Consider the following 24,884-nt stretch of genomic DNA (forward strand, 5'->3'; position numbering starts at 1 on the left):
ACCGACCATCCTGCCTCATGACGCACTACGCTCTGCGCATACACCCGGTCCGTGCGGCCTTCTGGCTGGTGGTGGGGTGCGTCGCGGGCACCGCCGCGCACGCGGCGTCGCCCCGGTTCGACCGCACCGCCGCCCCGGTGCCGGCGATCGGGTTGTCCGTGCATGTCGAGAACCGCCCGCAGGCTCCGACCGGTGGGCATGAAGAGGAACAACGCCGCCTGGATCGGCCTGGCCGTGCTGGCCCTGCCCACCCTGCTCGTCTCGATCGACGTGTTCGTGCTGCTGCTCGCGTTGCCGACGCTCAGCGCGGACCTCCACGCGAGCAGCACCGAACAGCTGTGGATCCTTGACGTGTACGGGTTCCTGCTGTCGGGCCTCATGATCACGATGGGGACGCTCGGCGACCGGATCGGCCGGCGCCGGCTGCTGCTCATCGGCGCCACCGCGTTCGGGCTGGCGTCGGTCGCCGCCGCCTACAGCACGAGCCCGGAGATGCTCATCGCCGCCCGCGCCGTCCTCGGCGTCGCCGGTGCGACCCTCGCCCCGTCGACACTCGCGCTGATCAGCAGCATGTTCCCCGACCCGCGCCGGCGGGCGCTCGCGATCGGGGTGTGGATGACCTGCTTCATGGGCGGCGCCATCATCGGCCCGCTGGTCGGCGGGGCGCTGCTCGCCCACTTCTGGTGGGGCTCCGCGTTCCTGCTCGGCGTGCCCGCCATGGTGCTGCTGCTCGTCCTCGGGCCGATCCTGCTGCCCGAGCACCGCAACCCCGATGCCGGCCGGCTCGACCTGCCCAGCGTCGTGCTGTCGCTGGCCACGATCCTGCCCGCCGTCTACGGCCTCAAGGAGCTCGCCCGCTCCGGCTGGCACGCCTCCGCCGTCGTCGCGCTGCTCGCCGGCCTGGCGGTCGGCGCGGTGTTCGTCCGCCGCCAGCGGACCCTCGCCGACCCGCTGCTCGACCTGCGACTGTTCGGTGACCGCGCGTTCAGTACCGCCCTTGGGGGCATGTTCACCGGTACCATGCTCACCGGCGCGATGATGGTCTTCATCACGTCCCACCTGCAGCTCGTCAAGGGCCTGTCGCCGGCCGCGGCCGGGCTGTGGACGTTGCCCGCCGTCGTGGCGACGGGGCTGAGCTTCCAGCTGTCGCCGCTCGTCGCGCGCAGGATCCGCCGGGGGTACCTCATCGGCGGCGGCCTGCTGGTGTCGGTCCTCGGCCTGCTGCTGGTGACCCAGGTCCCCGCCGGCGGCGGCCCGCTGCCGGTCGTGGTGGCGTTCGTGATCATCAATCTGGGCATGGGCCCGCTGGTGACCCTGGCGACGGACATCATCGTGGGCTCGGCGCCGGTGGCGAAGGCCGGCGCGGCGGCGTCGCTGAACGAGACGAGCGGCGAGTTCGGCTTCGCGCTGGGCATCGCCGCCCTGGGCAGCCTGGGCGCCGCGGTCTACCGTGGGGTCGTCGACCTGCCCGCGGGCCTGTCCACGCAGGCCGAGGCCGACGCGCGGGACACGATCACCGGCGCCACGACGGCGGCCGCGAGCCTGCCGGACGATGCCGCCGCGGCGGTACTGTCGGCGGCGCGGGACGCCTCCACCACGGGCATGCACGTGGTGGCCGCGGTGAGTGCGGTGCTGCTGCTGGCGCTGGCCCTGCTGACGCTGCGCATGCTGCGCCACCTGCCCCCGCTCGGCCCGGCCCGCTCCGCCGAACCCGCCGCCGACCCGGCCCCGGTGTCGGGTTCCCCGTCCGCGTCGGCGGTCTCCGGGGCAGGCTGAGCGTGCCGTCGGGGACGTGTGTGGAGTGTTGTGGTTGCCGGGGCGACCACAACACTCCACACACCGGCTTCACCGGGCACGATCGGGTTGAGACGCCGACTGCACTGCGGCGCGGGCGGGGCGGTGTGCGGAGCAGCTCTGGGCAGCGGCGCGGACGGACGACAAAACAGCTGGTCAGGCGCAGTCGCAGGCCGGCGTCGCGCCAGTGGAGAACGTCACGGGACAGGCCTGCGTGCCGTCGGCGGGGGTCCGGTCGGCGAGGGCGCCGGGTCCAGGGGACGGGACGGGTTGCCGCGCGCGGCCGCGGGCACCGCGGAGGGCGCGCTAGGTTCGATGCGTGACTCAGACGCCAGACCAGCCCCTGGACCTGCCACGCACCGTGGGAGAGCTCCGGGCTACCGGCCACCGGTTCCGCACCGTCAAGGAGGAGCTGCGCGAGAACCTCCTCGCCCGGCTGCGCTCCGGCGAGCCGCGCTTCCCAGGCATCGTCGGCTACGAAGACACCGTCCTTCCCGAGCTCGAACGGGCCATCCTCGCCGGGCACGACGTCGTGCTGCTGGGCGAGCGGGGCCAGGGCAAGACCCGCGTCATCCGCGGCCTGGTCGGCCTGCTCGACGAGTGGACCCCGGTCATCGCCGGGTCCGAGCTCAACGAGCATCCTTTCGCGCCGATCACCCCGGCGTCCAGGCGCCTGACGGCCGAGGCCGGCGACGCCCTGCCGGTCGACTGGCTGCACCGGTCGTTGCGGTACGGCGAGAAGCTCGCCACCCCCGACACCAGTGTCGGTGACCTCATCGGCGACGTCGACCCGATCCGCGTCGCGCAGGGGCGCACGCTCGGCGACCCGGAGACGATCCACTTCGGCCTGGTCCCGCGGACCAACCGCGGCATCTTCGCCGTCAACGAGCTGCCCGACCTCGCCGAGCGCATCCAGGTGTCGCTGCTCAACGTGCTGGAGGAGCGGGACATCCAGGTGCGTGGCTACCAGCTGCGCCTGCCGCTCGACCTGCTGCTCGTGGCCAGTGCCAACCCGGAGGACTACACCAACCGCGGGCGGATCATCACCCCGCTCAAGGACCGGTTCGGCGCCGAGATCCGCACCCACTACCCGCTCGACCTCGAGCTGGAGATCGACCTGGTCCGGCAGGAGGCGCAGCTCGTCGCGCAGGTCCCCGACCACGTCCTCGAGGTGCTCGCCCGGTTCACCCGGGCGGTCCGCGAGTCGCCGTCCGTCGACGCCCGCTCCGGCGTCTCGGCCCGGTTCGCCATCGCCGCCGCCGAGACCGTCGCCGCGTCCGCGTTGCGCCGGGCCGGGCTGCTCGACGAGGAACTGCCGGTCGCGCGCATCGGCGACACGGTGTCGGTGACCAGCACCCTGCGCGGCAAGGTCGAGTTCGACAGCGGCGAGGAGGGGCGGGAGATCGAGATCCTCGCGCACCTGCTGCGCACCGCGACCGCCGACACGTTCCGCGGCCGGCTCGCCGGCCTGGACCTGTCCGGCTTCACCGACCTCGTCGCCGAGGGCCAGGTCATCGAGACCGGCGAACTGTCCGGCGCCGACGACATCCTCCGCCAGGTCGGCACGGTGCCCGGCCTGGCGAAGGTGCTGGAGCGCCTCGGGCTCGGCGACGCGCCCGGCCGCGGCGAGGCCGCGGCCGGTATCGAGTTCGCGCTCGAAGGGCTGCACCTGACCCGCCGGCTCAGCAAGGATCTCACCGAAGACGGCCGCACCGTGTACGGAGGCTGAAACCTTTGCGCCACAACAGGTTCCGCTACGGGGCATGGCGCGGCGGGCCCGACCCGCTCGCCCCGCCCTACGACGTGCGCGCCGCCGTCGACGAGGTCGGCGCCGAGGTTCTCGGGGGCGGCAGCCTGCGGGAGGCGCTGCGCAACCTGTTGCGCCGCGGCCCGCAGGGCGGCCGTGGCCTCGACGACCTGCTCGCCCGGGCCCGGCGCCTGCGCCGCGACGCGATGCGCCGCGGCGACCTCGACGGCGCCGTGACCCGGGCACAGCAGCTGCTCGACCAGGCCCTCGCCGCCGAGCGCGACGAGCTGGCCCGGCACGACACCGACGAGGCCCGCTTCAACGAGACGGTCCTCGACAGCCTGCCGAGGTCCACCGCGCGGGCCGTCGAGGAGCTCTCGCGGTACAACTGGAAATCCGATGAGGCGAGGGGCCTCTACCAGCAGATCCTCGACCAGCTCCGGCGTGAGGTGCTCGACCAGCGCTTCCGCGGCCTGCAGCAGGCGCTGCAGGACCCGGCCGCCAACGAGCGGACGCGGGAGATGCTCCAGGATCTCAACGCACTGCTGGAGCGCCACGCCCGCGGCGAGCACACCGACGACGCGTTCGCGCGGTTCATGGAGCGGCACGGCGAGTTCTTCCCGGAGAAGCCCGCCAACGTCGACGAGCTGATCGACGCCCTCGCGCGGCGGGCGGCGGCGGGGGAGCGGCTGATGCGGTCGCTGACCCCGCAGCAGCGCGACGAGCTGCAGTCGCTCATGGAACAGTCGCTGGGCAACCTCGCCGGGGAGATGGGGCGGCTCACCGACAACCTGCGGGCGCTGCGGCCCGACCTCAACTGGGGCCGCGGCGAGCGGGTGCGCGGCCAGCGCGACCTCGGCTACGGCGAGGCCGCCGGCGCCCTCGAGGAGATCGGCGACCTGGACGACCTGCTCGACCAGCTCGGCCAGGAGCACCCGGGAGCGACGCTGGACGACGTCGACGTCGAGGCCGTCGAGCGGCAGCTCGGCCGGTCCGCCGCCGACGACCTGCGCCGCCTGCGCGAGCTGGAGCAGCAGCTGCGCCGGCAGGGCTGGGTCACCCGCGGCGGCGACGGCCTCACACTCAGCCCGAAGGCGTTGCGCCGGCTCGGCGGCACCGCGCTGCGGACCGTGTTCTCGCAGCTCGAGGCGGGCCGGCAGGGCCAGCACGACCTGCGTGACGCGGGTGCCGCCGGGGAGCTGACCGGGGCGTCACGGCGGTGGGCGTATGGCGACGAGCAGCCCATCGACGTGGTCCGCACGATCGGCAACGCGGTGCGCCGCCAGGCGACCGGCGGGGCCACGACGCTGCCGATCCGGCTCGACGTCGAGGACTTCGAGATCGCCGAGACCGAGCGGCGCGTCTCGGCCGCGGTCGCGCTCTGCGTCGACCTGTCGTTCTCGATGATGGCTGACGGCCGGTGGGGCCCGATGAAACAGGCCGCGCTCGCGCTGTCACACCTGGTGGCGACCCGGTTCCCGCAGGACGCCCTGCAGATCATCGGCTTCGGGCGCTACGCCATGAAGCTGTCCCAGGAGGAACTGGCGGCCGTCGAGCCGGACATGGTGCAGGGCACCAACCTGCAGCACGCCCTGCGTCTCGCCGCGCGGCACCTGCGCCGCCACCCCGGCTCCGACCCGGTCGTCCTGGTCGTCACCGACGGTGAACCGACGGCGCACCTGCTGGACGACGGCTCGTCGTACTTCATGTGGCCGTCCACCCGCGAGACGGTGTCCGCGACGGTCCACGAGGTCGACCAGCTCACCCGGTTCGGCGCGGTGCTGAACTTCTTCATGCTCGGCGAGGATCTGGGACTGCGCCGCTTCGTCGACGCGGTCGCCCGGCGCAACGGCGGCCGGGTCTTCACGCCCGACGCCGACGACCTCGGCCGATACGTCGTCTCCGACTACATCCGCGCCCGCCGCGCCCGCCGGGGCTGAGGGGTGTTTCGGATTCCGGGTCCGAGGGGTACCAGACGTATGTCGATCAGTACCCCTCGTACCGGGAGTCCAAGATGCTCATCCTCGGTTTGGTCCTCTTCCTGCTCGGGCTCTTCCTGCATGTCGGCATCCTGGAGACGATCGGCATCGTGCTGCTGATCATCGGGGCCGTGCTGTGGATCCTGGGTGCCGTCGGCCGCCCGCTCGCCGGGCGCCGGCACTATTGGTGAACGGTCACCTTCGCGGCGGCCCCCGCGCCTGACGCGGGGGCCGCCTGCGCGCCGCCGAAGGTCCAGAAGCGGTACAGCAGGTAGTTCCACACGAGGTTGGTCCCGCCGGCCAGGACCCGCGCGGCCAGCAGCGGCATCCCGAGGGCGTGCAGCCCCTCCACCGCGCCCAGCGTGAGCAGGAAGTCGCCGAGCACCTGCACCGCGAACCGGGCCACCTGCGGCCCCACCGGCCGGTCCTGGGCGTGGAAGGCGAAGTACCGGTTGAGGACGAAGTTCAGCGCGTAGGTCACCCAGAACGCGATGCTGACCGCCGCCCACACCGGCAGCGGCGTGAACGCCTTGAGCAGCGCCAGCAGCGTCAGGTCGAACGCGAAACCGACCGCACCGAACGCCAGGAACCGGGTCAGCGTGTGCCGCAGCAGGCGCCGCAGGGTGCTCATCGCGACGAGAACCACTTCCGCCGCTTGCGGACCGGCGCCGCCGGTGGGCGGCCGGCCACCTCGCGGGCGAGCGCCGTCACCTCCGGTACCATCTCCGGGGTCATCAGGACGATCCCGGCGAGGGAGTCACGGATCGTCACGGCCCGCCGCTGCGACGCCTCCACCGCGGTCACGAACCGGCGGCCGACGGTCCCGGCGACCTCCGCCCGGCACGCCGGGTCCAGCCAGGCCGCGACGGCCAGCGCGAAACACGCCGCCTCCGTGGTCCAGTCCTCGACGCCGAACGCGATCTCCGTCAGCAGCTCCCGGGCGCGGCCCGTGTCGCCGGGCGCCGCTCCCGCCCGCAGCTCGTCGCAGTGCAGCAGGCCCAGGCAGGCGAACACCTGCGCGGACCGCTCCCACCAGCCGTCGGGCAGCTCCCGCGCCGGCGCGGGCGGGTGGACCAGCAGCGACAGCAGCTCCTCGGCCGGCAGCTGCCCCAGCGGCAGCGCCCGGTCGTACGCGCCGACCGGGTGCGGCCACGCCGGCGCGGCGACGCGGGCCAGCAGCTCCCGGCCGCGCGCCGAGGCCGGCTCCACCGTCGGGTACGCGTCGAGGCCGTCGTAGCGCCACAGCACCCGGCCCGGCCGCAGCGGGGCCACCAGGTCCGCGGGCGGCGGCCCGGCGATCTCGACGGCCAGGCGGGGCATCCGCCGCCGCAGCAGGGCGAGCGCGCTCGGTACCTCCAGCGCCGACAGCCGCATCGCGCCCTCGGTGTCACGCCGGTCCGTCGGGACCTGGGCGAGGAAGTTCACGCAGGCCTCGGTCGGCCCGGCGGCGATGCCGAGCCACGGCGTGCCGCCGCAGGCGCCCTCGAGGTCGGTGTGCTCGTGGCTGTACACCGGGTGGGTGCGCATGAAGTCGACGAGCCCGACCAGGTGCCGCACGTCGTCGTCGCGGCCGAAGCGCAGCCGGGCCGCGGTGTGGGCGGCACAGTCGAAGTCGGGCGCCGCGCGGGTCGCGAGGTCGAGCAGCTCCAGGGCCTCGTCGAGCCGGCCCGCCTCGCCCAGCCAGTTCGCCATGTCCGCGCACAGGTCGATGTCGGCCGGCGAGGCCCGCCACGCCGCCCGCATGACCTTCAGCGCGGTGTCGAGGCGGCCGTCGGCGCGCAGCGCGTACGCGTACCAGACCGAGGTGAGCTTGTCGGGGTGCAGCCGGTGCCCGCGCCGGCCCCAGCGGACCGCCTCGGCGACGTGGCCGGGGAACCGCCGGGCGAGCCCCGCCGCGGCGCCGTGCAGCATCGCGTGGTCCGGGTGCGCCGCCGTCGCCCGGCGGGCGAGGTCGAGGTACACCTCGTTGGCCTTCGCCACCTCCGGGCCGGCCGGGTCGCCGAGCCGCTGCATCACGCCGATGAACAGGCGGGACAGGTCGTCGGGGTCGACGCGGGCCACGTCGAGCGCCCGCACCCAGCTGACGTCCGCCCACGGCAGCGCCGGCTCGTGCTTCGTCGCCTGGACGAGCAGCTGCAGCGCCTCGAGCGGTGCGATGGCGGCCTGCAGGTGGGCCCGCGCCACGACGGTGCCGATGTAGGCCGGCTCCTCGAGCGGGAACAGCGCCATCGCACCGCGGCCGGCGCGGCTGGCGAGCGCGGCGAGCACTTCGTGCACCTCGGGCAGTGCCGGGGCCCACGCGATCGCACCGGCGAGGTGGTTCGCCGCGTGTGCCAGGTCGTCGTCCGCGAGCGCGACCCGGGCGAGGGACAGCTCGCCGTGCGCCTGCGCGACCGGATCCTCTTCAGTCACAGCCACGCGGGCAGGGTATTGCAACGTCCGAATGCCGCAGCTGGCGGGTGCTTCACCCGTTCGGGTCACCCTCGACGGACCACGATGATCGCCGATGAACGTCGACTGTCAGCCGGGCCGGCAGGTGCCCAACACCCGTGTGACCGTGACCATGATCACCACGCGTGCCGGGTTGACCCGCGGCTGCCGGTAGCGGCTGGCGTACCGCTCCTCCGCATCCCGTACGACCTCGGGATCCGTATCGACGACGGCCGTCCCCTCCAGGGTGCTCCATCGGCGCCCGTCCACCTGCGTGATCGCGACCCGCGGGTTGTTCCGGACGTTGCGCACCTTCTGCGACGTCCCCGAGGTGATCACCCGCGCGACGCCGGTCACCGGGTCGTAGGTGGCGCCCACCGGCACCACGTGCGGCGTCCCGTCCCGCCGGAGCGTCGTCAGCGTGCAGAGATGCCGCTCGGCCCAGAACTCCTCGAACGGTGTCACACCGTCACCTCCGCTGTGCTCCGGACCGTTCACTGTTCACGCACCTGCCCGTCCGTGACCGCGACGTGCCGGTTGGTGTGCACGGCCGCCAGCATCCGCCGGTCGTGGGTGACCAGCAGCAGCGTGCCGGGGTAGCCGTCGAGGGCCTGCTCCAGCTGCTCGATCGCCGGCAGGTCGAGGTGGTTCGTCGGCTCGTCGAGGACCAGCAGGTTGACGCCCCGGCCCTGCAACAGCGCCAGGGCCGCCCGGGTGCGCTCGCCGGGCGACAGGCTCTTCGCCGGGCGCAGCACGTGCCCGGCGCGCAGGCCGAACTTCGCCAGCAAGGTCCGCACGTCCGCCGGATTCTCGTCCGGTACCTGCTGACGGAACGCGTCGAGCAGCGTCGCGTCCCCTTCGAACATGCGCCGGGCCTGGTCGACCTCGCCGACGACCACGCCGGGACCGAGGTGCGCCGTGCCGGTGTCGAGCGGGATCCGCCCGAGCAGCGCGCCGAGCAGGGTCGTCTTGCCGGAGCCGTTGGCGCCGGTGATCGCCACCCGGTCAGCCCAGTCGATCTGCAGGTCGACCGGGCCGAGGGTGAACCCGCCGCGGCGCACGGTCGCATCACGCAGCGTCGCCACCACCGCGCCCGCCCGCGGCGCCGCGGCGATCTCCATCCGCAGCTGCCACTCCTTGCGTGGCTCCTCGACAACCTCCAGGCGCTCGATCAGCCGGTCGGTCTGGCGGGCCTTCGCCGCCTGCTTCTCCGTCGACTCGATCCGCTTGCTCTTGCCGATCTTGTCGTTGTCGGACTGCTTGCGGCGGGCGTTCTTCACGCCCTTCTCCATCCAGGCGCGCTGGGTGCGGGCACGGGTCTCCAGCTCGGCCTTCGTCTCCGCGTAATCCTCGTAGCGCTCCCGGGCGTGCCGCCGCGCGACCTCCCGCTCCTCCAGATAGCCCGCGTACCCGCCGCCGTAGTGGTTGACCTGCTGCTGCGCCAGGTCCAGCTCCAGGATCCGGGTCGCGGTCCGGGCCAGGAACTCACGGTCGTGGCTGACCAGCACCGCGCCGCTCTTGAGGCCCCGGACGAACCGCTCCAGCCGCTCCAGGCCCTCGAGGTCAAGATCGTTGGTCGGTTCGTCGAGGAGGAAGATGTCGTACCGGCTGAGCAGCAGCGACGCCATGCCGGCGCGCGCCGCCTGACCGCCGGACAGCGCCGTCATCGGCAGGTCGAGGTTGTCGGCGATCTCCTCGGCCCGCTCGTCGAAGTCCGCGCCGCCGAGCGCGAGCCAGCGCTCGAGGGCGGTGCCGTACTCGTCCTCCGCGGCCGGGTCGGTCGCGAGCGCCTCGGCCGCCGCCTCCATCCGGCGTTGTGCCTCGGCGACGCCTGTCCGGCGGGCCAGGAACTCGCGGACCGTCTCACCCGGGCGGCGGTCCGGCTCCTGCGGCAGGTAGCCGATCGTGGCCGTCGGCGGGTTCAGCTGGATGCCGCCGTGCTCCGCGGGCAGCAGCCCGGCGAGCGTGCGCAGCAGCGTCGACTTGCCCGCCCCGTTGACCCCGACGAGCCCGACGACGTCGCCCGGCGCCACGACCAGATCGAGATCCGAGAACAGGGCCCGGTCGCCGTGCCCGGCGGCGAGACCCTTGGCCACCAACGTTGCAGACATCCGGATAGTGTGCCTCAGCGTGTCCGGGCCGGCCGCGGGGAGTAGCTTGATTTTGAAACGCGAACGGCTCGAAACAGGAGTGACGTCTTGAGCGCACCAGCGCCAACCGGCGACCAGACCCTTTCGCACCGGCAGATCGTGACGATCCTCGCCGGACTCATGATGGCCATGTTCCTGGCCGCCCTCGACCAGACCATCGTGTCGACGGCGATGCGGACGATCGCCGACGACCTCCGCGGGTTCTCGATCCAGGCGTGGGCCACCACGGCGTTCCTCATCACGTCGACGATCGCGACGCCGCTGTACGGCAAGCTCTCCGACATCTACGGCCGCAAGCCGTTCATCCTCTTCGCCATCGGAATCTTCATCATCGGCTCCGCGCTGTGCGGCCTGGCGGCGTCGATCTACCAGCTCGCCGCCTTCCGCGCCGTCCAGGGCATCGGCGCCGGCGGCCTGTTCTCCCTGGTGTTCGCCATCATCGGCGACGTCGTCCCGCCGCGCGAGCGGGCGAAGTACCAGGGCTACTTCCTCGCCGTCTTCGGCACCTCCAGCGTCCTCGGCCCGGTCCTCGGCGGGTTCTTCGCCGGCGCTGACCAGATCCTCGGCGTCACCGGCTGGCGCTGGATCTTCTACATCAACGTGCCGATCGCCCTGGCCGCGTTCCTGGTCGTCATGCGCGTGCTGCACATCCCGCACCGCCGCACCGACCACCGCATCGACTGGCCGGGCGCGCTCGCGCTCGTGGTCTGCCTGGTGCCGCTGCTGACCGTCGCCGAACAGGGCCGCGAGTGGGGCTGGGGCTCCGGCCGGTCGGTCGTGTGCTACGGCATCGGCGCCGCCGGCCTCATCCTGTTCGTCGTCGCCGAGTACTTCTACAAGGACGAGGCGCTGCTGCCGCTGCGGCTGTTCCGCGGCCGCACCTTCTCGGTCGCCTCCACGGGCAGCTTCATCCTCGGCATGGCGATGTTCGGCGGGCTGCTGACGCTGCCGCTGTACCTCCAGATCGTCAAGGGCGCGACCCCGACCGAGGCCGGCCTCATGCTGATGCCGCTGGTGTTCGGCATTATGACCGGCTCGATCGTCTCGGGTCAGGTGATCGCGCGCACCGGGAAGTACCGGAAGTTCCCGATCATCGGCTCCCTGCTCATGATCGTGGCGCTGTTCCTGTTCTCGCGCATCGGCGCCGACACCCCGCTGTGGCGGACCATGCTGGTCATGGCGCTGATGGGCCTCGGCCTGGGCGGCAACATGCAGCCGGTCATCACCGCCGCGCAGAACGCCGCGAACCCGCGCGAGATCGGCGTGGCAACCTCGACGGTGACGTTCTTCCGCTCGATGGGCGGCACCCTGGGCGCCGCGGTGTTCCTGTCGATCCTCTTCAGCCTGCTGCCGGACAAGATCAAGTCGGCGTTCACGGCGGCGAGCGCGACGCCGGAGTTCCAGGCGGCGGCGCGCGCCAACCCGCAGGACATCCAGACGATCCAGTCGGCGGCGACGTCGGGCAGCGCCAGCTCGCTCAACGACACGTCGATCCTGGACCGCCTGGCGGCCCCGCTGTCCCACCCGTTCAAGGTCGGCTTCTCGGACTCGATGAGCGTGGTATTCCTGGTGGCGACGGCCATCATGGCGGTGGGCTTCGTGGCCATCCTGTTCCTGCCGGAACTGCCGCTGCGGTCGATGTCGGCGGCCCAGCAGCGGGCGGCCGAGGACGCCGCGGCGGCCGGCACCGCTGCTTCTGCTCCCGGCTCTCCCTCGTCTTCGGACGCCGCCGTTCCCGGTGGGACGCCGGCGTTCACCCGCAGCGCCGCGGTGCCGGCCAACGGCGGCTCCCGGCTCCCGGCGGCATCCGACTCGGCCGGGGGAGCCCACGAGGCCGAGGACGTGGCCGATCGTGGCTACGGCCACGTGCCGTCCCACGCCGCGGGCGCCCACGAGTCGGACGGCGAGGCCGAGCCGTCCGACTCGGAACCCCGCCACGCCCGCTGACCCGTCGACGTCCCCCGGCGGGCGGGAACTCGCCCAGGAGTTCCCGCCCGCCGTGACGATTCACCACGCCTGTCCCGGGGCCGCACCGCGCCCGAAGTCTGCGGCTTCGGTTGGGCGGCTTCGACCCTTTGGCCCCGGCACCGTGGCTGTGGCTGTGGCTCAGCGACTTCGGCTTGTGGTAGCTCCGGTCGAGGCTCTCGCTTGGCAGCTTCGGCTTGGCAGCTTCGGCTTGGCAGCTTCGGCTTGGCAGCTTCGGCTTGGCAGCTTCGGCTTGGCAGCTTCGGCTTGGCAGCTTCGGCTTGGCAGCTTCGGCTTGGCAGCTTCGGCTTGGCAGCTTCGGCTTGGCAGCTTCGGCTTGGCAGCTTCGGCTTGGCAGCTTCGGCTTGGCAGCTTCGGCTTGGCAGCTTCGGCTTGGCAGCTTCGGCTTGGCAGCTTCGGCTTGGCAGCTTCGGCTTGGCAGCTTCGGCTTGGCAGCTTCGGTTTACTGACGCCGGCGCCGTGGCTTCACATTGGCAGCTCCGCTCGGTGGCTTCGGCTCAGCGGCTCCGGTGCCGCGGCGTCGACTCGGCAGGTCGGATCAGCGCATCGAGTGCGGCGGACCGGCCGCAGTTCGTGGCCGCCCCGGGCCCAATCAAGTCGGCCAGGCCACTCGCTCGAGGCAACCAGTCCAATTCTCAGCAGTGAAGGCCATCGCGGGGTCACCCCTGAGCCGGACATTCCAGACATCACAGTGCATCGACCGTAATCAACATTCATGATCGTGGAGCTTTGGGATGCCGGAGAGCCTGTTGCGCAATTCGGATCCCTCGCGCGTCAACCCCGACAAAACCGCGCCGATCTTGGAGTTGTGGTCCTTGACAAATCCGGACAAATTCGGAGGTTCATGGCGCCACAACTCCAAGATCGGCGCGTAATTGGGCCGCCGACGCTGTCCCAGCGAATTACGCGACAGGCTCCGGAGCGCCGCAGGAGCTCCACGATCATGAAATTCACCGCGAGCCCGACCGGTCTCCCGCCGTTCTGTCCCGGGAAGGACCGGCATGAGCAGCGCAATGACAGACACATGCCGGCACGTTCGGCCGGTCCGCACGAACCGCACCCATTCCGCGGCCGTTGGTGAAGCCGACGAGCGGCATCCCATGCGTCCACGGCGGCGCGCCAACCGCCAAAGTACTGACCTAGCTTCCTAGGATGCCGTAGAGGGCGTGGCTGGCGCCACGCTGAAGAGCACATTCCAGCCGCTACGCGGCAGATTTTCGTTTTTCTCGATGTCCGAGGTGCACGCTTGCCACGCGCGCCGGACGGCGGAGATGCTGTGGATCAGCGGGTAACCGGTACACTTCGGGCCATGCGCGGCGAGTCGGAGCACGGTCGGGTGGCCTACCTGGCCAGGCCGCACCGGCCTGCGCTCGTCGCCCGGACGCTCGAGGAGCTGCGCGGGCCGGTCCACGGCACCGTCGAGTTGCCGCAGCGGCTGATGTGGAATCCGCAGCGGCGGTTCGACCTCGACAACCGTGACCTGCTCCTTTGGATGTACGAGAACGTGCTCCGCGAAGCCATCCGCCACGACGAGCTGCGGCGTTTCCTCAACGGGCGGATGCTCGTCCGGGTGTGGCCCGACCTCAACCTTCCGCACGCCGTGCGGCGCGCCTGGGAGGCACGGCACCCGCGGCTGCGCGCCGCCGGGTGAGTCCCGACCCGTTCCATACGGACGTCGCCCGGATCGCGCTCGCGGTCGCCGAACGGCACGGGTTCGTGCTCGGCGGCGGGTTCGCCTGGCTCATGAACGGGCTCGTCGAGCGGCCCACCGAGGACGTCGACCTGTTCACCGACACCGACGGCGCGGCCGGGGCGGCCGCCGACGCGGTGTGTGCGGCCCTGCGCGCCGCCGGGTACACGGTCCACGTCGAGGAGGCCGACGACCTCCTCGAGTTGTTCGCCGGCTTCGACCAGCGGGAGTTCACCGTCGGGGACGGCACGCGCACGGTCCGGCTCACGCTCTCGCGTCTCGACCGGCGGGAGAGCCCGGTGATGATGGACGTCGGGCCGGTGATGCACCTTGACGACCTCATCGCCACCAAGGTTGCCGCCCTGGTGAACCGCCGGGAGGTCCGCGACTACATCGACGTCGCCGCGGCCCTGGACCGGTACACGGTGGAGGAGCTGCTCGACCTGGCCCGCCGGCAGGACCCGGCCCTCGAGGACGAGGACGTGGTCGCCGCGGGGCGATATCTCGACCGCCTCGACGACGGCCGGTTCACCTTCTACGGCCTCACCGCGGAGCACGTCACGACGCTGCGCGGGAAGCTCAAGCACTGGCCGAGGTGACCTCACGCGTGCTCGCGGCGCCAGAGGTCGAGCAGGGCCGGCACGCCGAGGCTGGCGCCCAGCCCGACGAGCGGCCCGGGCGGCAGTCGGCGTAGGCGGGGTTCGCCGAGTACCACTCGTCGCGGTCGCCGGGGGAGAGCAGGACCACGTGTTCGGCGGGGAACAGCCGGGAGAGTCCGGCGGCGCGCTCGTCCTCGGGGCCGTCGTGGGCGAGGCGCACGATGCCGCTCGGCGCGCCGGCCGGTGCCGCCGAGGGCCGTCACCCGCAACCGCGTCACTCACGCACCGTAGGGCAGATGATCGTTCGGCGCGGGACTGACCGGCGACGGCGGCGCCTCCGGCATCACCAGCCACAGGATCGGGTACGCGAGGACGGCGGTGCCGCCGGTCAGCAGGATGGCCAGCAGGTACACGGCGCGGATCATGGTCGGGTCGGCGTCGAGGTATTCGGCGATGCCGCCGAGGACGCCGGCGACGGTGCGGTCGGAGCGGGAGCGGCGCAGCCGCTTGATGTCGGTCATGCCTGCAAGGTTGCCCGCCGCGACGCCCCGGCGGCCTCGGGTGACGCCCTGAACTAGCCCTGAGTAGGTGACCCCTGCGTGGTGCCCGGCGAACCGGCCCGGGAGTCTCTACCCTGGCGCGCATGACGACCCCTCCTTCGCCGGACGGCCCCACCGCGGAGGCCCCGGCGGCCACGCCGGAGCGTTCCGACCCGACCGTCGGCGAGCTCACCTCCATCGAGCGCACCAACGTCACCGTGGCCCGTTTCGCCGACTACGCGTCGGCCCAGCAGGCCGTCGACTACCTGTCCGACAACGGCTTCCCGGTCGAGCGGACCGCGATCATCGGCACCGACCTGCGGCTGGTCGAAACCGTGCTGGGCCGGCTCACGGTCGGCCGGGCGGCGGGTGCGGGCGCGCTGAGCGGCGCCTGGTTCGGCCTGTTCCTCGGCTTCCTGTTCATCCTGTTCAGCAACGAGAACTGGATCGGCGTCCTGCTCGCCACCGTGCTCATCGGCGCGCTGTGGGGCGCGGTCTTCGGTGCCACCGGGCACGCGCTCACCGGCGGCCGCCGCGACTTCAGCTCACGCAGCTCGCTGCAGGCCGGGCAGTACGCCGTCCAGGTCGACGCCGAGGTCGCCGACGAGGCGCGGGTGCTCATCACCCGGCAGAACTGGCGCTCCGCGAACCCCTAGCCGGTCACCGCAGGGGCCCGCGGCGAGAGCCCCTGCGCCGACCGGCGGGTCCTGGCGGCGGTTGGCTACGATCGCGGCTGTGCGACGATCCCGGTCGATGTGCCGTGTGGCGGCGGGGTGAACCCGGCAGCCGTGGAGCAACGGATCAGGGTGGCGTTCGCCGCCGGTGACCGGATCGCGGTCGGCGGTGCGGCCGTGCCCGCCGCCCTGCTCGTCGAGCTGCTCACCGGCGACCCGCCCGGCCGGCGGGCGGCGCTGCGGCTGCGGCGGGCGCGGGTCACCGGGCGGCTCGACCTGGCCTTCGCCGAGGTGGCCTGCCCACTGCTCGTCGAGGACAGCGTGTTCGAGCAGCGCCCCGATCTGTACTGGGCGAGGCTCGGCTTCACCAGCTTCCGCGACTCGGTGTTCCCCGGCCTGGTAGGTGCCGGGATGACGGTCGCCGGCCACCTGCGGCTCACCCGAGGCCGGTGCACGGACGTGCTGAACCTGAAGGGCGCCAAGATCGCCGGCGGTCTCCTGCTCGACGGGGCGCACCTGACGGGCCCGGCGGGTGTGGCGCTGGCCGCGGAACGCCTGGAGGTCGCCGGCGACCTGGTGGCCGAGAGCGGCTTCCGCGCGCAGGGCACGGTGCGGCTGTTCCAGGCCACGATCGGCGGCGGTGTCCACCTCGACGGCGCCGTCATCACCGCACCGCCCGCCGACCCCGGAACCGCCCCGGTCGCCGACCCGGCCGCGGCTGGCTCCGCGGCCGGTGACGGGACCGGCAGGCGCGGGACCGGCCACGGGATCGACCTCGACAGTGCGAATGTGCGGGGCGGGTTCTTCGCCCGGCGGGCCGACGTGCGGGGGGAGATCAGCCTCCGGCACGCCACCCTCGGCGGGGCCGCCACCTTCACCGGGGCCACCCTCGCCAACCCCGCGGCGGTGGCGCTGCGCCTCGACCGTGCCGACGTCAACGGAGGGCTGCACCTCCTCGGGGGCTGCCGCGTCGCGGGGGAGACCCGCATGCTCGGCACCCGGGTCGGGCGGGTCCTGCGGATGGCCGGCGCCACCCTCGACAACCCCGGCGGGCACGCGCTCCTCGCCGACAACTGCGCCGTCGACGGGCTGGTCGACTGCCGCGACGGGTTCACCGCCCGCGGCGAGGTGTCGCTCATGGAGGCGCGCATCGCCGGGCCGGTGTTCTTCGACGGCGCCACCCTCGACAATCCCGGCGGCCGGTCGCTGCGCGCCACCGGCATCGTCACCGCGTCCGTCCTCAACTGCTGCACCGGCTTCACCGCCACCGGCCGGGTCTCGGTCACCGCGGCGAAGGTCGGCGGCCGGCTCTGCTTCGACGACGCCCGGCTCGCCGCGCTGCGCTGCACCGGCACCGAGGCGGCCGAGGTGTCGCTGCGGTTCGCGGCCGCGCCCACCGGCGACGTCGACCTGCGACACGTCCGCACCGCCGTGGTCCGCGACGAGCCGGCGACCTGGCCGGACCGGCTGCGCCTCGACGGGCTCACCTACCAGGCGCTCGAACCCACCCTGCCACCCGGCTGGCGGCTCGCCTGGCTGGCCCGCGACGGCGAGGACACCCCGCCGCCCCAGCCGTACGAGCAGCTCGCCGCCGTCTACCGCCAGCTCGGCCACGACGACGAGGCCCGCACCGTGCTGCTCGCCAAGCAGCGCCGCCGGCGGCGGACCCGGCCCTGGTGGACCTGGCCGTGGAGCTGGCTGCAGGACGTGACCGTCGGCTACGGCTACCGGCCGCAGCGCGCCGCGCTCTGGCTCGTCGCCCTGCTCGTCACCGGCGCCGTCGTGTTCACGCTGCATCCGCCGCAGGCGGTCGATCCCGGTCAGCTGCCCCGCTTCAACGCGGTCTTCTACACGCTCGACCTGCTCCTGCCGATCATCGATTTCGGTCAGGAGTCGGCGTTCCGGGCCACCGGCGCCGGGCAGTGGCTCGCCTACCTGCTCATCGCCGCCGGCTGGACACTCGCCACGACGGTCGCGGCGGGGTTCACCCGCGTGCTCAACCGGAGCTGAGCCGGGCGACCCCGCCGCGGATGCGTCAGCGGCTGTCCTGGCGCGGGATCACGACCTCCCGGACGATGAGCTGCACCGCGGCCACCACCGGGATCGCGATCAGCGCGCCGACGACGCCGAGCAGTGCCACGCCGAGCAGCACCGACAGGATCGCGGCCAGGTCGGTGACCTTCACCGCGCGGCGCATCACGTTGGGGTAGATGAGGTAGTTCTCGACCTGCTGGTAGATGATGAAGAAGATGACGCAGGCGATGCCGACCTTTATGGACGTGGCGAACCCGACGACGCTCACGACCACCGCGCCGATCGTGGCGCCGATCTGCGGGATGAGGTCGGTGATGGCGACGAGGACCGCGAGGGCGTACGGATAGGCGACGCCGACGATCAGCAGGAACACGAACGAGGACAGCCCCGCCACGACCGCGATCGCCAGGGCACCGCCGAGGTAGGCGCCGACCTTCGTGAGGATCTCGTCACCCAGCAGCCGCACGCGCTCCCGGCGGGACGCCGGCACCAGCCGGTACCCTCCCTCCTTCAGACGGTTGAAGGCCGCCATGAAGTAGAGGGTGAGCACGACCACGGTCAGGATGTTGAACAGGGCACTGAACGCGACCTGGACCCCGCCCCACACCCCGCCGAGCGCCTTCGTGACGTTGCCGGCGGTCGCCACGTGCTTGAGCTGGTCGAGCAGCTGGTAGTCCTCGTTGAGCTTGTTCAGCTGGTCGTTGCGGCGCAGGTTGTCGATGTAGCCGGGCAGGTTCTCGACGAGCTCGCCGGTCTGCTGCACCAGCGGCGGGATGAGGGCGAAGATGCCGCCGCACAGCAGGAGCATCGAGCCGATGCCGACGGCGGCCACGGCGAGGCCGCGGGGCACGCCCCACTTGGTGAGCCGGACCACAGCCGGGTTGAGGCCGATCGCGAGGAACATCGCGATGAAGATCAGCATGAGGATCGAGCGGACGTTCTGCACCGCCAGATAGGCGCTGTAGGCCAGCAGCAGGCCGAGACCCGCGGTCAGGCCGATGATCAGCGGCGAGCGGCGCATCGGCGGCCCCGGCTTGCCGAACCGCGGCGCCTCGACGACGACGATGTCAACGTCGACCGCGACGTCCGGCGCCGGTGCGGGCGCCGGCTGGCGCGGTGGCGCCGGTTCCGCCGTAGCCTGCTCCTCCACCGGAGGTCGCGCGACCTCTTCCTGCACTGCCGACCCCCTCCAAAACGAACGACCTTGAGGCAGGGTACCGGGTGCGTCCCAGCTTCGGTCGGTAGCGTTATGGGATGGCAGATCTCGTGTACCCACCGGTCATCGCGTTCGCGAAGACCTTGTTCCGCGTGCTCAACATGAGGATCACGATCGAGGGCGCCGAGCACGTGCCGACCACCGGGGGCGCGGTCATCGCCTGCAACCATGTGTCCTACCTCGACTTCATCTTCTGCGGGCTGGGCGCACGGCAGTCGAGGCGGCTGGTGCGGTTCATGGCCAAAGAGTCGATCTTCCGACACCGCATCGGCGGCCCGCTGATGCGGGGCATGCATCACATCCCCGTCGACCGCGACGCCGGCCTGGCGTCCTACAAGGCCGCCCTCGCGGCGCTCAAGGAGGGTGAGGTCGTCGGGGTATTCCCCGAGGCCACGATCAGCCAGTCGTTCACCGTCAAGGACATGAAGAGCGGCGCGGCCCGCCTCGCCGCCGCGACCGGCACCCCGCTGGTGCCGATGGTCCTGTGGGGCACCCAGCGGTTCTGGACCAAGGGCCGGCCCCGCAACCTCACCCAGCGTGGGGTGCCGGTCACCATCATCGCCGGGGAACCGTTGCACCCGGGGCGCCGCGACAGCCAGGACGCGGTGTCCGCCGAGCTGCGGGCCCGAATGTCGGCGATGCTCGACCGGGCCCAGCGAGAATATCCGCAGAACCCGAAAGGTCCGGACGACGCGTGGTGGTTGCCTGCCCATCTGGGCGGCACCGCGCCGGAGCCGGAGATCTACGAGCCGGAGGCCAAGTGACCCACCCCGAACCCACCGACCTGCTCGTGCTGCTGCGCGAGCTCGAGCCCGTCGTCGAGGAGAACCTCAACCGGCATCTCGCCACCGCCAAGGAGTGGTTTCCGCACGAGTACGTGCCGTGGAGCGAGGGCCGCGACTTCGACGGCGTCCTCGGCGGGGAGCCGTGGGACCCGGGGCAGTCGCGCCTGTCCGAGGTCGCCCGCACCTCGCTCGTGCTCAACCTGCTCACCGAGGACAACCTCCCCAGCTACCACCACGAGATCGCCACGATCTTCGGCCGTGACGGAGCGTGGGGCACGTGGGTGCACCGGTGGACCGCGGAGGAGGGCCGTCACGGCATCGCTATCCGTGACTATCTGCTCGCCACCCGGGCCGTCGACCCGGTCGCCCTCGAGCGGGCCCGCATGCAGCACATGGAGGGTGGCTTCAGCAACTCCTACGACGGGCTGATCGAGTCCGTCGCCTACGTCTCCTTCCAGGAGCTCGCCACCCGGGTCTCGCACCGCAACACCGGCGCGGCCAGCGGCGATCCGGTCTGCGAGCAGCTGCTGACGCGTGTCGCCGCCGACGAGAACCTGCACATGATCTTCTACCGCAACCTGCTCAACGCCGCGTTCGACCTGGCGCCGAACACGGCGATGCAGGCCGTCGCCAAGGTCGCCGCCTCGTTCCAGATGCCGGGCCACACGATCGAGAACTTCGGCCGCAAGTCCGTCCAGATCGCCAAGGCCGGCATCTACGACCTGCGCCTGCACCACGACGACGTGCTCGTCCCGGTGCTGCGCCAGGTCAAGGCGCTCGACCGTGAGCTGTCCGGCGACGGGGCCGCGGCGCGGGACGAGCTGGCCGCGTTCATGGCCGATCTGGACGCCCAGGCGTCACGCTTCGTGGAGCGCCGGGAAGCCGTGCGGGCCAAGGAGATGGCGCGCGCCGGGGCCTAGTGGGAGCCCCGGACCGGTTGCGGAGAGCGATCTCCCGGACGGTACGCTCCAACGACCGTTCCGTGCCCGTCACTGCCCGTCTGACCGTTTTGCAAGCGATCAGGCGGGCACGCTTCGGGTGTGGATGTTCACCCCCCGTACCGGAAGGCAGCATCGCCATGGCCAGACGCGTGATCCACGAACTGATCGACGACCTCGACGGCGGCCTCGCCGACGAGAGCGTCAGCTTCGGCCTCGACGGCGTGCAGTACTCGATCGACCTGTCCACGAAGAACGCCGCCGAACTGCGCGAAGCCTTCGCGCCGTTCGTCGCCGCCGCCACCAAGGTCGGCCGCACATCAACCGGACCGGCCACGGCGCGTGTCGTCGGCCGACTCCGGCCGGTCCTCACGGCCCGTGCCGAGCGCGAGCAGAACCGCGCGATCCGCGAGTGGGCGCAGAGCAAGGGCATCGAGGTCTCCGACCGCGGCCGCATCCGTGCGGATCTCGTCGAGCGCTATCACGCCGAGGCGGGTCGGTAGAACCGGGGTGGAACCGGCCGAGGGCGCTCACTGTCCGCAGTGGGCGCCCTCGGTGCATGTTCCGGCAGTTGTACGGCCTGTGCCCGCCGGCCGACCCGCTCTGTGCGTTTCATAATCGCGGAGCTTTCGTGTCGCTCCAGAGCCTGTTGCGTAATTCGCTGGGACAGCGTCGGCGGCCCAATTACGCGCCGATCTTGGAGTTGTGGCGCCATGAACCTCCGAATTTGTCCGGATTTGTCAAGGACCACAACTCCAAGATCGGCGCGGTTATCGGGGTTGACGCGCGAGGGATCCGAATTGCGCAACAGACTCTGGAGCGGCACGAAGGTTCCGTGATCTGTGAAGGGTGTTGTCAAGCGGCGCCGGGTCGCGCACCCGGCCGCGCCCTCGCGGTGCCGGTTCGCGGCGGCCGTGGCCCCGTGGTGCGGGGCGGCCGTGCTCCGTGCCTGACCTGACCCGAGCTGCTTGATCGTCGGAAACATCCGGCTGTCCAGGCAACCCGAAGTTTTCCCTTGATCTACGAGCCGCAGTCGCACCACCCGGCCTGGCTCAGCCGCCGCGCCCGTGATCGCGAGATGTTCGCGATCACCGAGCGCGGTGGCTGGGGCTGGCCGCAGTTGCGGTCGGCCTCCGCGGCGGCTGCGATCGGCGGGGCGGCCTTGGTCGAATGCTGTGGCCCGGGCGAACTGCCGGCCTGCTTCATGATCGCGGAGCGTTTGTGCACCCCTGGAGCCTGTCGCGCAATTTGGATCCCTCGCGCGTCAACCCCGATAACCGCGCCGATCTTGGAGTTGTGGTCCTTGACAAATCCGGACAAATTCGGAGGTTCATGGCGCCACAACTCCAAGATCGGCGCGTAGTTGGGGCGCCGACGCTGTCCCAGCGAATTGCGCGACAGGCTCCCTGGCTACACAAACGCTCCGCGATCATGAAACTGGACGCTCGGTTCCACGCGCCTTGGTCGGTGCTTGGCCATGATTGCGGCAAGTTCGCGATCATGTGCGCTGGACGCGGCGGGTGCGGTCGATCGGGCGAGGTTCGTCGCCGCCGTGGCCGGGAACGTGGCCGGGGTGGCCGGTGGCCGTATCCACCGGCCAGCACCGGCCAGCACCGGCCAGGCCGGTCCCCGCCGGTCCCCGCCGGTCCCCGCCGGTCCCCGCCGGTCCCCGCCGGTCCCCGCCGGTTTGTTGCGCGTCGATCTTGCAGGTGTGGTGCCTGGCGAACCGGGCATTCAGGGAGTGTCTCGGCGCCATAACTGCAAGATCGACAAGGGTGGGGGCGGTCGACGTTGGTGGACATTGCGCTAGGCGGTGGCGGGAGCTTCGGCCGTGCGGCGGGTGCGGACCAGGGCGGTCAGGGCCGCCAGTGCCAGGACCGCGGCGGCGGCGCCCGAGGCAAGGCCGATCGCCGGGGCGGCGACCACCGCCGGCAGGAACCGCACGGCCACCGCGCCGCCCAGGGCGCGGGTCGACGCGCTCCAGGCCAGGACCGTCGTCGCCGTGCCCGGCCTCGCCTCCCGGGCCATCCTCGCATCCATCATGCCCTCGAGCGCAGTCATGCTCAGTCCGGACAGGAACTGCGCGAGGAACAGGCCGGCCAGGTGGGCGGGGGCCAACAGCCAGCCGATCAGCATGCCGACGCCCCACAGCGGCCAGGTGACCGCACCGGACAGGCGGAGCCGGGCGACCGCGTCGACGGCCGGGGACGACAGCAGGCAGCCTACGCTGAACGCGGCGGCGGCACCGGCCACCGCGGCCTGGCCGTGCAGTTCGCTGGCCAAGGCCACCGACAGCAGCGTCGGGCCCGACCCTAACAGCGTCACGAGCCCGCCGGCCGTGAGCACCGGCACCGGCAACCGCAGGCTGCGTCGGGCCGCGGCCTGCTCCCGGCGCCGCCCGACCCGTGTCGGCCGCGCGCCGCCCTCCGCCTCCGGGACAGCGGCCGCGGACAGTACCCGGGCGCGGCGGGCGGTGAGCACGGTGGGGACGAGGCTCAGCCCGTACACGCAGAAGACCGCGACCAGCGCGCCGTGGTGCAGCGGCAGGAGGGCCGCCACCCCGGCGCCGGCGGCCTCGACCGCGGCGATCGACAGAGCGTAGCGGGTCATGGCCCGCGGGCGGGCGTCGACGGCGGCGACCTCGGCCCGCATCGCGGCGAAGCCCGCATAGGCGGCGACGTGCATGATCATGACACCGGCGGCGACGATCCAGGTATCGGCGCCGGCGAGCAGCGCCGCGAGGGTCGCCACGCGAAGGGCGGCCTCGGTGCAGCCGGCCAGCACGAGCAGGGTGCGGCCGTTGAGGCGGCGGGCGAGGCGGCCGGTGACGGGCGCCGACAGTACGACACCCGTCAGCATCGCGGCGTTGAACAGCCCGGCCATAGCCAGGCCGCCCCGGTCGGCCGCGACCAGGTTGAACAGGGTCCAGCCCAGGGAGAGGCCGAACGAGTCGACCACGCCGGAGACCAGCAGCTCCCGCAGGCGGCCGGCACGCCGCCGGCCGCCCGGCAGGAGGCTGCGATGGGACGCGGGGCGCGACCGTTGCGACCGCCCGGCCGTAACGGTCGCCGCCGTCAAGGGGTGTCCCGCCGGGCGTGCGGGGCGCCGACGGACACCGGCTCCGGCGGCGGGAAGCCGTTGAAGCTCGAGGCGTAGCTCAGTGTGTACGCACCGGCGGAGCCGATGTAGAGACGGTCGCCGACGTCGATCGTCGAGGGCAGGTTGACGCCGTAGAACATGGTGTCGGAGCTGTCGCACGACGGGCCGGTCACCGTGAACGGCAGGTGCGGCACGAGGGCGTGGTCGGGCCGGGAGGTCCACAGCGGGAAGCGCCACTGCTGCACCGTCTGCTGGGTCTCCATCATGCCGTTGTAGGCGCCGACGTCGAGGTACAGCCAGTTCTCCCCGGCGCGGACCTCACGGCCGAGGACGCTCGCGACCATGACGGCGCTCTCGGCGACGAGGTGCCGGCCGGGCTCGGCGGCCAGCAGCGGCGGGCGGTAGGGCAGCAGCTCGTCGAGGGCCGGGTTGACGGTGTCGGCGATCTGGCCGAGCGACGGGACCCGCTCGACGTAGCGGGCCGGGAAGCCGCCGCCGAGGTCAAGCATCTCGAGGCGGACGCCGTCCTCGGCGAGGGCCGCCATGAGCCGGCCGGCGGCCGCGATCGCCTGCCGCCAGGCGCTGGTCGTGGCGCACTGCGAGCCGACGTGGAAGGTGACACCGTACGGGCGGAGGCCGACCTCCCGCGCCAGGAGCATGAGCGCGCGGGCCTCGTGCGCCTCGGCGCCGAACTTTCGCGACAGGGGGAACAGGCTGGTGGAGTCGTCGACGCGCAGGCGGACGTAGACGGCGGCGCCGGGCGCGTGCTGGGCCAGCTTGTGCAGCTCACCCTCGGAGTCGAAGCTGAAGCGCCACAGCCCGGCCCGGCGGGCCTCGACGATCGCGGCCGGCGGCTTGATCGGGTTGCTGAAGAGCACCTCGGCCGCGTCGACGCCGATCTCCCGCAGTATCCGCAGCTCACCGACGGACGCGACCTCGAAGCTCGACCCGAGCGCGGCGAGCGTGCCGAGGACGTCGGCCGCGGAGTTGCACTTCATGGCGTAGAACGTCGACACGCCGGGGATCGCGGCGGTGAAGGCGGCGTACCGCGCGGCGACCGTCGACAGGTCCGTCGCCAGGAACGGCGTGGCCGCGTCGAGCTCGGCGAGGGCACGCGGGCCGAGCGCCGCCGGCCAGTGGCCGGGCAGGTCGAGCCGTGCCTGGTCGGCGAGGGCAGCCGTCATCGATGGCACTCCAATCAAGGGAGATGTACTGCCGGGGTAC

21 protein-coding genes are annotated in these 24,884 nt (G+C 72.3%); 12 read left to right on the forward strand and 9 right to left on the reverse strand.

The genetic code is table 11. From position 1 onward, the window contains the following. Window positions 1-198 precede the first annotated feature (198 nt). The 4 genes from Dfulv_RS24725 (at window position 199) to Dfulv_RS24740 (ending at window position 5,711) form a co-directional block, all read left to right on the forward strand. On the forward strand, window positions 199-1,776 hold the full coding sequence (locus tag Dfulv_RS24725) for an MFS transporter (RefSeq protein WP_259867951.1): 1,578 nt from the start codon (window positions 199-201) through the stop codon (window positions 1,774-1,776). Between the two features lie 337 nt (window positions 1,777-2,113). Then, complete coding sequence (locus tag Dfulv_RS24730; RefSeq protein WP_259855463.1) at window positions 2,114-3,523, forward strand: sigma 54-interacting transcriptional regulator; 1,410 nt, start codon at window positions 2,114-2,116, stop codon at window positions 3,521-3,523. 5 nt (window positions 3,524-3,528) lie between these two features. Continuing rightward, window positions 3,529-5,481 (forward strand): VWA domain-containing protein, encoded by a 1,953-nt coding sequence (locus tag Dfulv_RS24735; RefSeq protein ID WP_259855468.1) that lies wholly within the window; start codon window positions 3,529-3,531, stop codon window positions 5,479-5,481. A 74-nt stretch (window positions 5,482-5,555) separates the two neighbouring features. Next, window positions 5,556-5,711, forward strand: coding sequence for a hypothetical protein (locus Dfulv_RS24740; protein WP_259855469.1), 156 nt, complete (start codon window positions 5,556-5,558; stop codon window positions 5,709-5,711). Here Dfulv_RS24740 and Dfulv_RS24745 read toward each other — a convergent pair. From Dfulv_RS24745 to Dfulv_RS24760, 4 genes are all read right to left on the reverse strand, one after another. Then, window positions 5,702-6,151, reverse strand: coding sequence for a GtrA family protein (locus tag Dfulv_RS24745; RefSeq protein WP_259855470.1), 450 nt, complete (start codon window positions 6,149-6,151; stop codon window positions 5,702-5,704). The genes Dfulv_RS24740 and Dfulv_RS24745 overlap by 10 nt on opposite strands. Next, on the reverse strand, window positions 6,148-7,938 hold the full coding sequence (locus Dfulv_RS24750; RefSeq protein WP_259855471.1) for a tetratricopeptide repeat protein: 1,791 nt from the start codon (window positions 7,936-7,938) through the stop codon (window positions 6,148-6,150). Before Dfulv_RS24750 ends, Dfulv_RS24745 begins: the two co-directional genes overlap by 4 nt. A gap of 102 nt (window positions 7,939-8,040) precedes the next feature. Next, window positions 8,041-8,415: a pyridoxamine 5'-phosphate oxidase family protein gene (locus Dfulv_RS24755; protein ID WP_259855472.1), complete on the reverse strand. Its 375-nt coding sequence runs from the start codon at window positions 8,413-8,415 to the stop codon at window positions 8,041-8,043. Between the two features lie 29 nt (window positions 8,416-8,444). Then, the gene (locus Dfulv_RS24760; RefSeq protein WP_259855473.1) at window positions 8,445-10,061 is read right to left on the reverse strand and encodes an ABC-F family ATP-binding cassette domain-containing protein; all 1,617 of its coding nucleotides are present in this window, start codon (window positions 10,059-10,061) and stop codon (window positions 8,445-8,447) included. 87 nt (window positions 10,062-10,148) lie between these two features. Between Dfulv_RS24760 and Dfulv_RS24765 the strand changes: the two genes are divergently transcribed. The 3 genes from Dfulv_RS24765 (at window position 10,149) to Dfulv_RS24775 (ending at window position 14,375) form a co-directional block, all read left to right on the forward strand. Next, a complete protein-coding gene (locus Dfulv_RS24765; protein WP_259855474.1) occupies window positions 10,149-12,047 on the forward strand; it encodes an MDR family MFS transporter in 1,899 nt (632 codons plus the stop codon). 1,348 nt (window positions 12,048-13,395) lie between these two features. Further along, window positions 13,396-13,737 (forward strand): hypothetical protein, encoded by a 342-nt coding sequence (locus Dfulv_RS24770; RefSeq protein WP_259855475.1) that lies wholly within the window; start codon window positions 13,396-13,398, stop codon window positions 13,735-13,737. Continuing rightward, the gene (locus Dfulv_RS24775) at window positions 13,734-14,375 is read left to right on the forward strand and encodes a nucleotidyl transferase AbiEii/AbiGii toxin family protein (RefSeq protein ID WP_259855477.1); all 642 of its coding nucleotides are present in this window, start codon (window positions 13,734-13,736) and stop codon (window positions 14,373-14,375) included. Before Dfulv_RS24770 ends, Dfulv_RS24775 begins: the two co-directional genes overlap by 4 nt. Here the strand turns inward: Dfulv_RS24775 and Dfulv_RS24780 are convergent. After that, the gene (locus tag Dfulv_RS24780; protein ID WP_259855480.1) at window positions 14,356-14,595 is read right to left on the reverse strand and encodes a hypothetical protein; all 240 of its coding nucleotides are present in this window, start codon (window positions 14,593-14,595) and stop codon (window positions 14,356-14,358) included. The two genes, Dfulv_RS24775 and Dfulv_RS24780, sit on opposite strands and share 20 nt — an antisense overlap. 58 nt (window positions 14,596-14,653) lie before the next feature. Continuing rightward, the gene (locus Dfulv_RS24785; protein WP_259855482.1) at window positions 14,654-14,896 is read right to left on the reverse strand and encodes a PspC domain-containing protein; all 243 of its coding nucleotides are present in this window, start codon (window positions 14,894-14,896) and stop codon (window positions 14,654-14,656) included. A 122-nt stretch (window positions 14,897-15,018) separates the two neighbouring features. Here Dfulv_RS24785 and Dfulv_RS24790 point away from each other — a divergent pair, with 122 nt between their 5' ends. Both Dfulv_RS24790 and Dfulv_RS24795 read left to right on the forward strand, forming a co-directional pair. After that, window positions 15,019-15,570 carry a general stress protein gene (locus Dfulv_RS24790; RefSeq protein ID WP_259855484.1) on the forward strand — a complete coding sequence of 184 codons (552 nt, stop codon included), beginning with the start codon at window positions 15,019-15,021 and terminating at the stop codon, window positions 15,568-15,570. A gap of 132 nt (window positions 15,571-15,702) precedes the next feature. After that, window positions 15,703-17,598, forward strand: coding sequence for a hypothetical protein (locus Dfulv_RS24795; RefSeq protein ID WP_259855486.1), 1,896 nt, complete (start codon window positions 15,703-15,705; stop codon window positions 17,596-17,598). Window positions 17,599-17,623: 25 nt separating this feature from the next. On the opposite strand, the gene Dfulv_RS24800 is transcribed toward Dfulv_RS24795, so the two are convergent. Then, window positions 17,624-18,688 carry an AI-2E family transporter gene (locus tag Dfulv_RS24800; protein ID WP_259867972.1) on the reverse strand — a complete coding sequence of 355 codons (1,065 nt, stop codon included), beginning with the start codon at window positions 18,686-18,688 and terminating at the stop codon, window positions 17,624-17,626. Window positions 18,689-18,876: 188 nt separating this feature from the next. Between Dfulv_RS24800 and Dfulv_RS24805 the strand changes: the two genes are divergently transcribed. The 3 genes from Dfulv_RS24805 to Dfulv_RS24815 all read left to right on the forward strand — a co-directional run bounded on the left by Dfulv_RS24805 (window position 18,877) and on the right by Dfulv_RS24815 (window position 21,064). Continuing rightward, entirely contained in the window at window positions 18,877-19,602 is a 726-nt protein-coding gene (locus Dfulv_RS24805) for a lysophospholipid acyltransferase family protein (RefSeq protein WP_259855488.1), read from the forward strand. Continuing rightward, window positions 19,599-20,543 carry an acyl-ACP desaturase gene (locus tag Dfulv_RS24810; protein WP_259855490.1) on the forward strand — a complete coding sequence of 315 codons (945 nt, stop codon included), beginning with the start codon at window positions 19,599-19,601 and terminating at the stop codon, window positions 20,541-20,543. The genes Dfulv_RS24805 and Dfulv_RS24810 overlap by 4 nt, the downstream gene beginning before the upstream one ends. A gap of 158 nt (window positions 20,544-20,701) precedes the next feature. Further along, on the forward strand, window positions 20,702-21,064 hold the full coding sequence (locus Dfulv_RS24815; RefSeq protein ID WP_259855491.1) for a histone-like nucleoid-structuring protein Lsr2: 363 nt from the start codon (window positions 20,702-20,704) through the stop codon (window positions 21,062-21,064). A 1,303-nt stretch (window positions 21,065-22,367) separates the two neighbouring features. Here Dfulv_RS24815 and Dfulv_RS24820 read toward each other — a convergent pair. Together Dfulv_RS24820 and Dfulv_RS24825 are read right to left on the reverse strand one after the other, a co-directional pair. Next, on the reverse strand, window positions 22,368-23,639 hold the full coding sequence (locus Dfulv_RS24820) for an MFS transporter (RefSeq protein WP_259855492.1): 1,272 nt from the start codon (window positions 23,637-23,639) through the stop codon (window positions 22,368-22,370). Continuing rightward, window positions 23,636-24,844 carry a type III PLP-dependent enzyme gene (locus Dfulv_RS24825; protein WP_259855493.1) on the reverse strand — a complete coding sequence of 403 codons (1,209 nt, stop codon included), beginning with the start codon at window positions 24,842-24,844 and terminating at the stop codon, window positions 23,636-23,638. Before Dfulv_RS24825 ends, Dfulv_RS24820 begins: the two co-directional genes overlap by 4 nt. Window positions 24,845-24,884: the final 40 nt, after the last annotated feature.

The sequence above is a fragment of the Dactylosporangium fulvum genome (assembly GCF_025137375.1).
GTDB classification, from domain to species: Bacteria; Actinomycetota; Actinomycetes; order Mycobacteriales; family Micromonosporaceae; genus Dactylosporangium; species Dactylosporangium fulvum.

Excerpts from the sequence above, each read along its gene's own strand:
- Dfulv_RS24725 (WP_259867951.1), top strand. The coding sequence starts at position 199 with ATGAAGAGGAACAACGCCGCCTGGATCGGCCTGGCCGTGCTGGCCCTG.
- Dfulv_RS24740 (WP_259855469.1), top strand. The coding sequence starts at position 5,556 with ATGCTCATCCTCGGTTTGGTCCTCTTCCTGCTCGGGCTCTTCCTGCAT.
- Dfulv_RS24745 (WP_259855470.1), bottom strand. The coding sequence starts at position 6,151 with ATGAGCACCCTGCGGCGCCTGCTGCGGCACACGCTGACCCGGTTCCTG.
- Dfulv_RS24760 (WP_259855473.1), bottom strand. The coding sequence starts at position 10,061 with ATGTCTGCAACGTTGGTGGCCAAGGGTCTCGCCGCCGGGCACGGCGAC.
- Dfulv_RS24770 (WP_259855475.1), top strand. The coding sequence starts at position 13,396 with ATGCGCGGCGAGTCGGAGCACGGTCGGGTGGCCTACCTGGCCAGGCCG.
- Dfulv_RS24785 (WP_259855482.1), bottom strand. The coding sequence starts at position 14,896 with ATGACCGACATCAAGCGGCTGCGCCGCTCCCGCTCCGACCGCACCGTC.
- Dfulv_RS24790 (WP_259855484.1), top strand. The coding sequence starts at position 15,019 with ATGACGACCCCTCCTTCGCCGGACGGCCCCACCGCGGAGGCCCCGGCG.
- Dfulv_RS24805 (WP_259855488.1), top strand. The coding sequence starts at position 18,877 with ATGGCAGATCTCGTGTACCCACCGGTCATCGCGTTCGCGAAGACCTTG.
- Dfulv_RS24815 (WP_259855491.1), top strand. The coding sequence starts at position 20,702 with ATGGCCAGACGCGTGATCCACGAACTGATCGACGACCTCGACGGCGGC.
- Dfulv_RS24825 (WP_259855493.1), bottom strand. The coding sequence starts at position 24,844 with ATGACGGCTGCCCTCGCCGACCAGGCACGGCTCGACCTGCCCGGCCAC.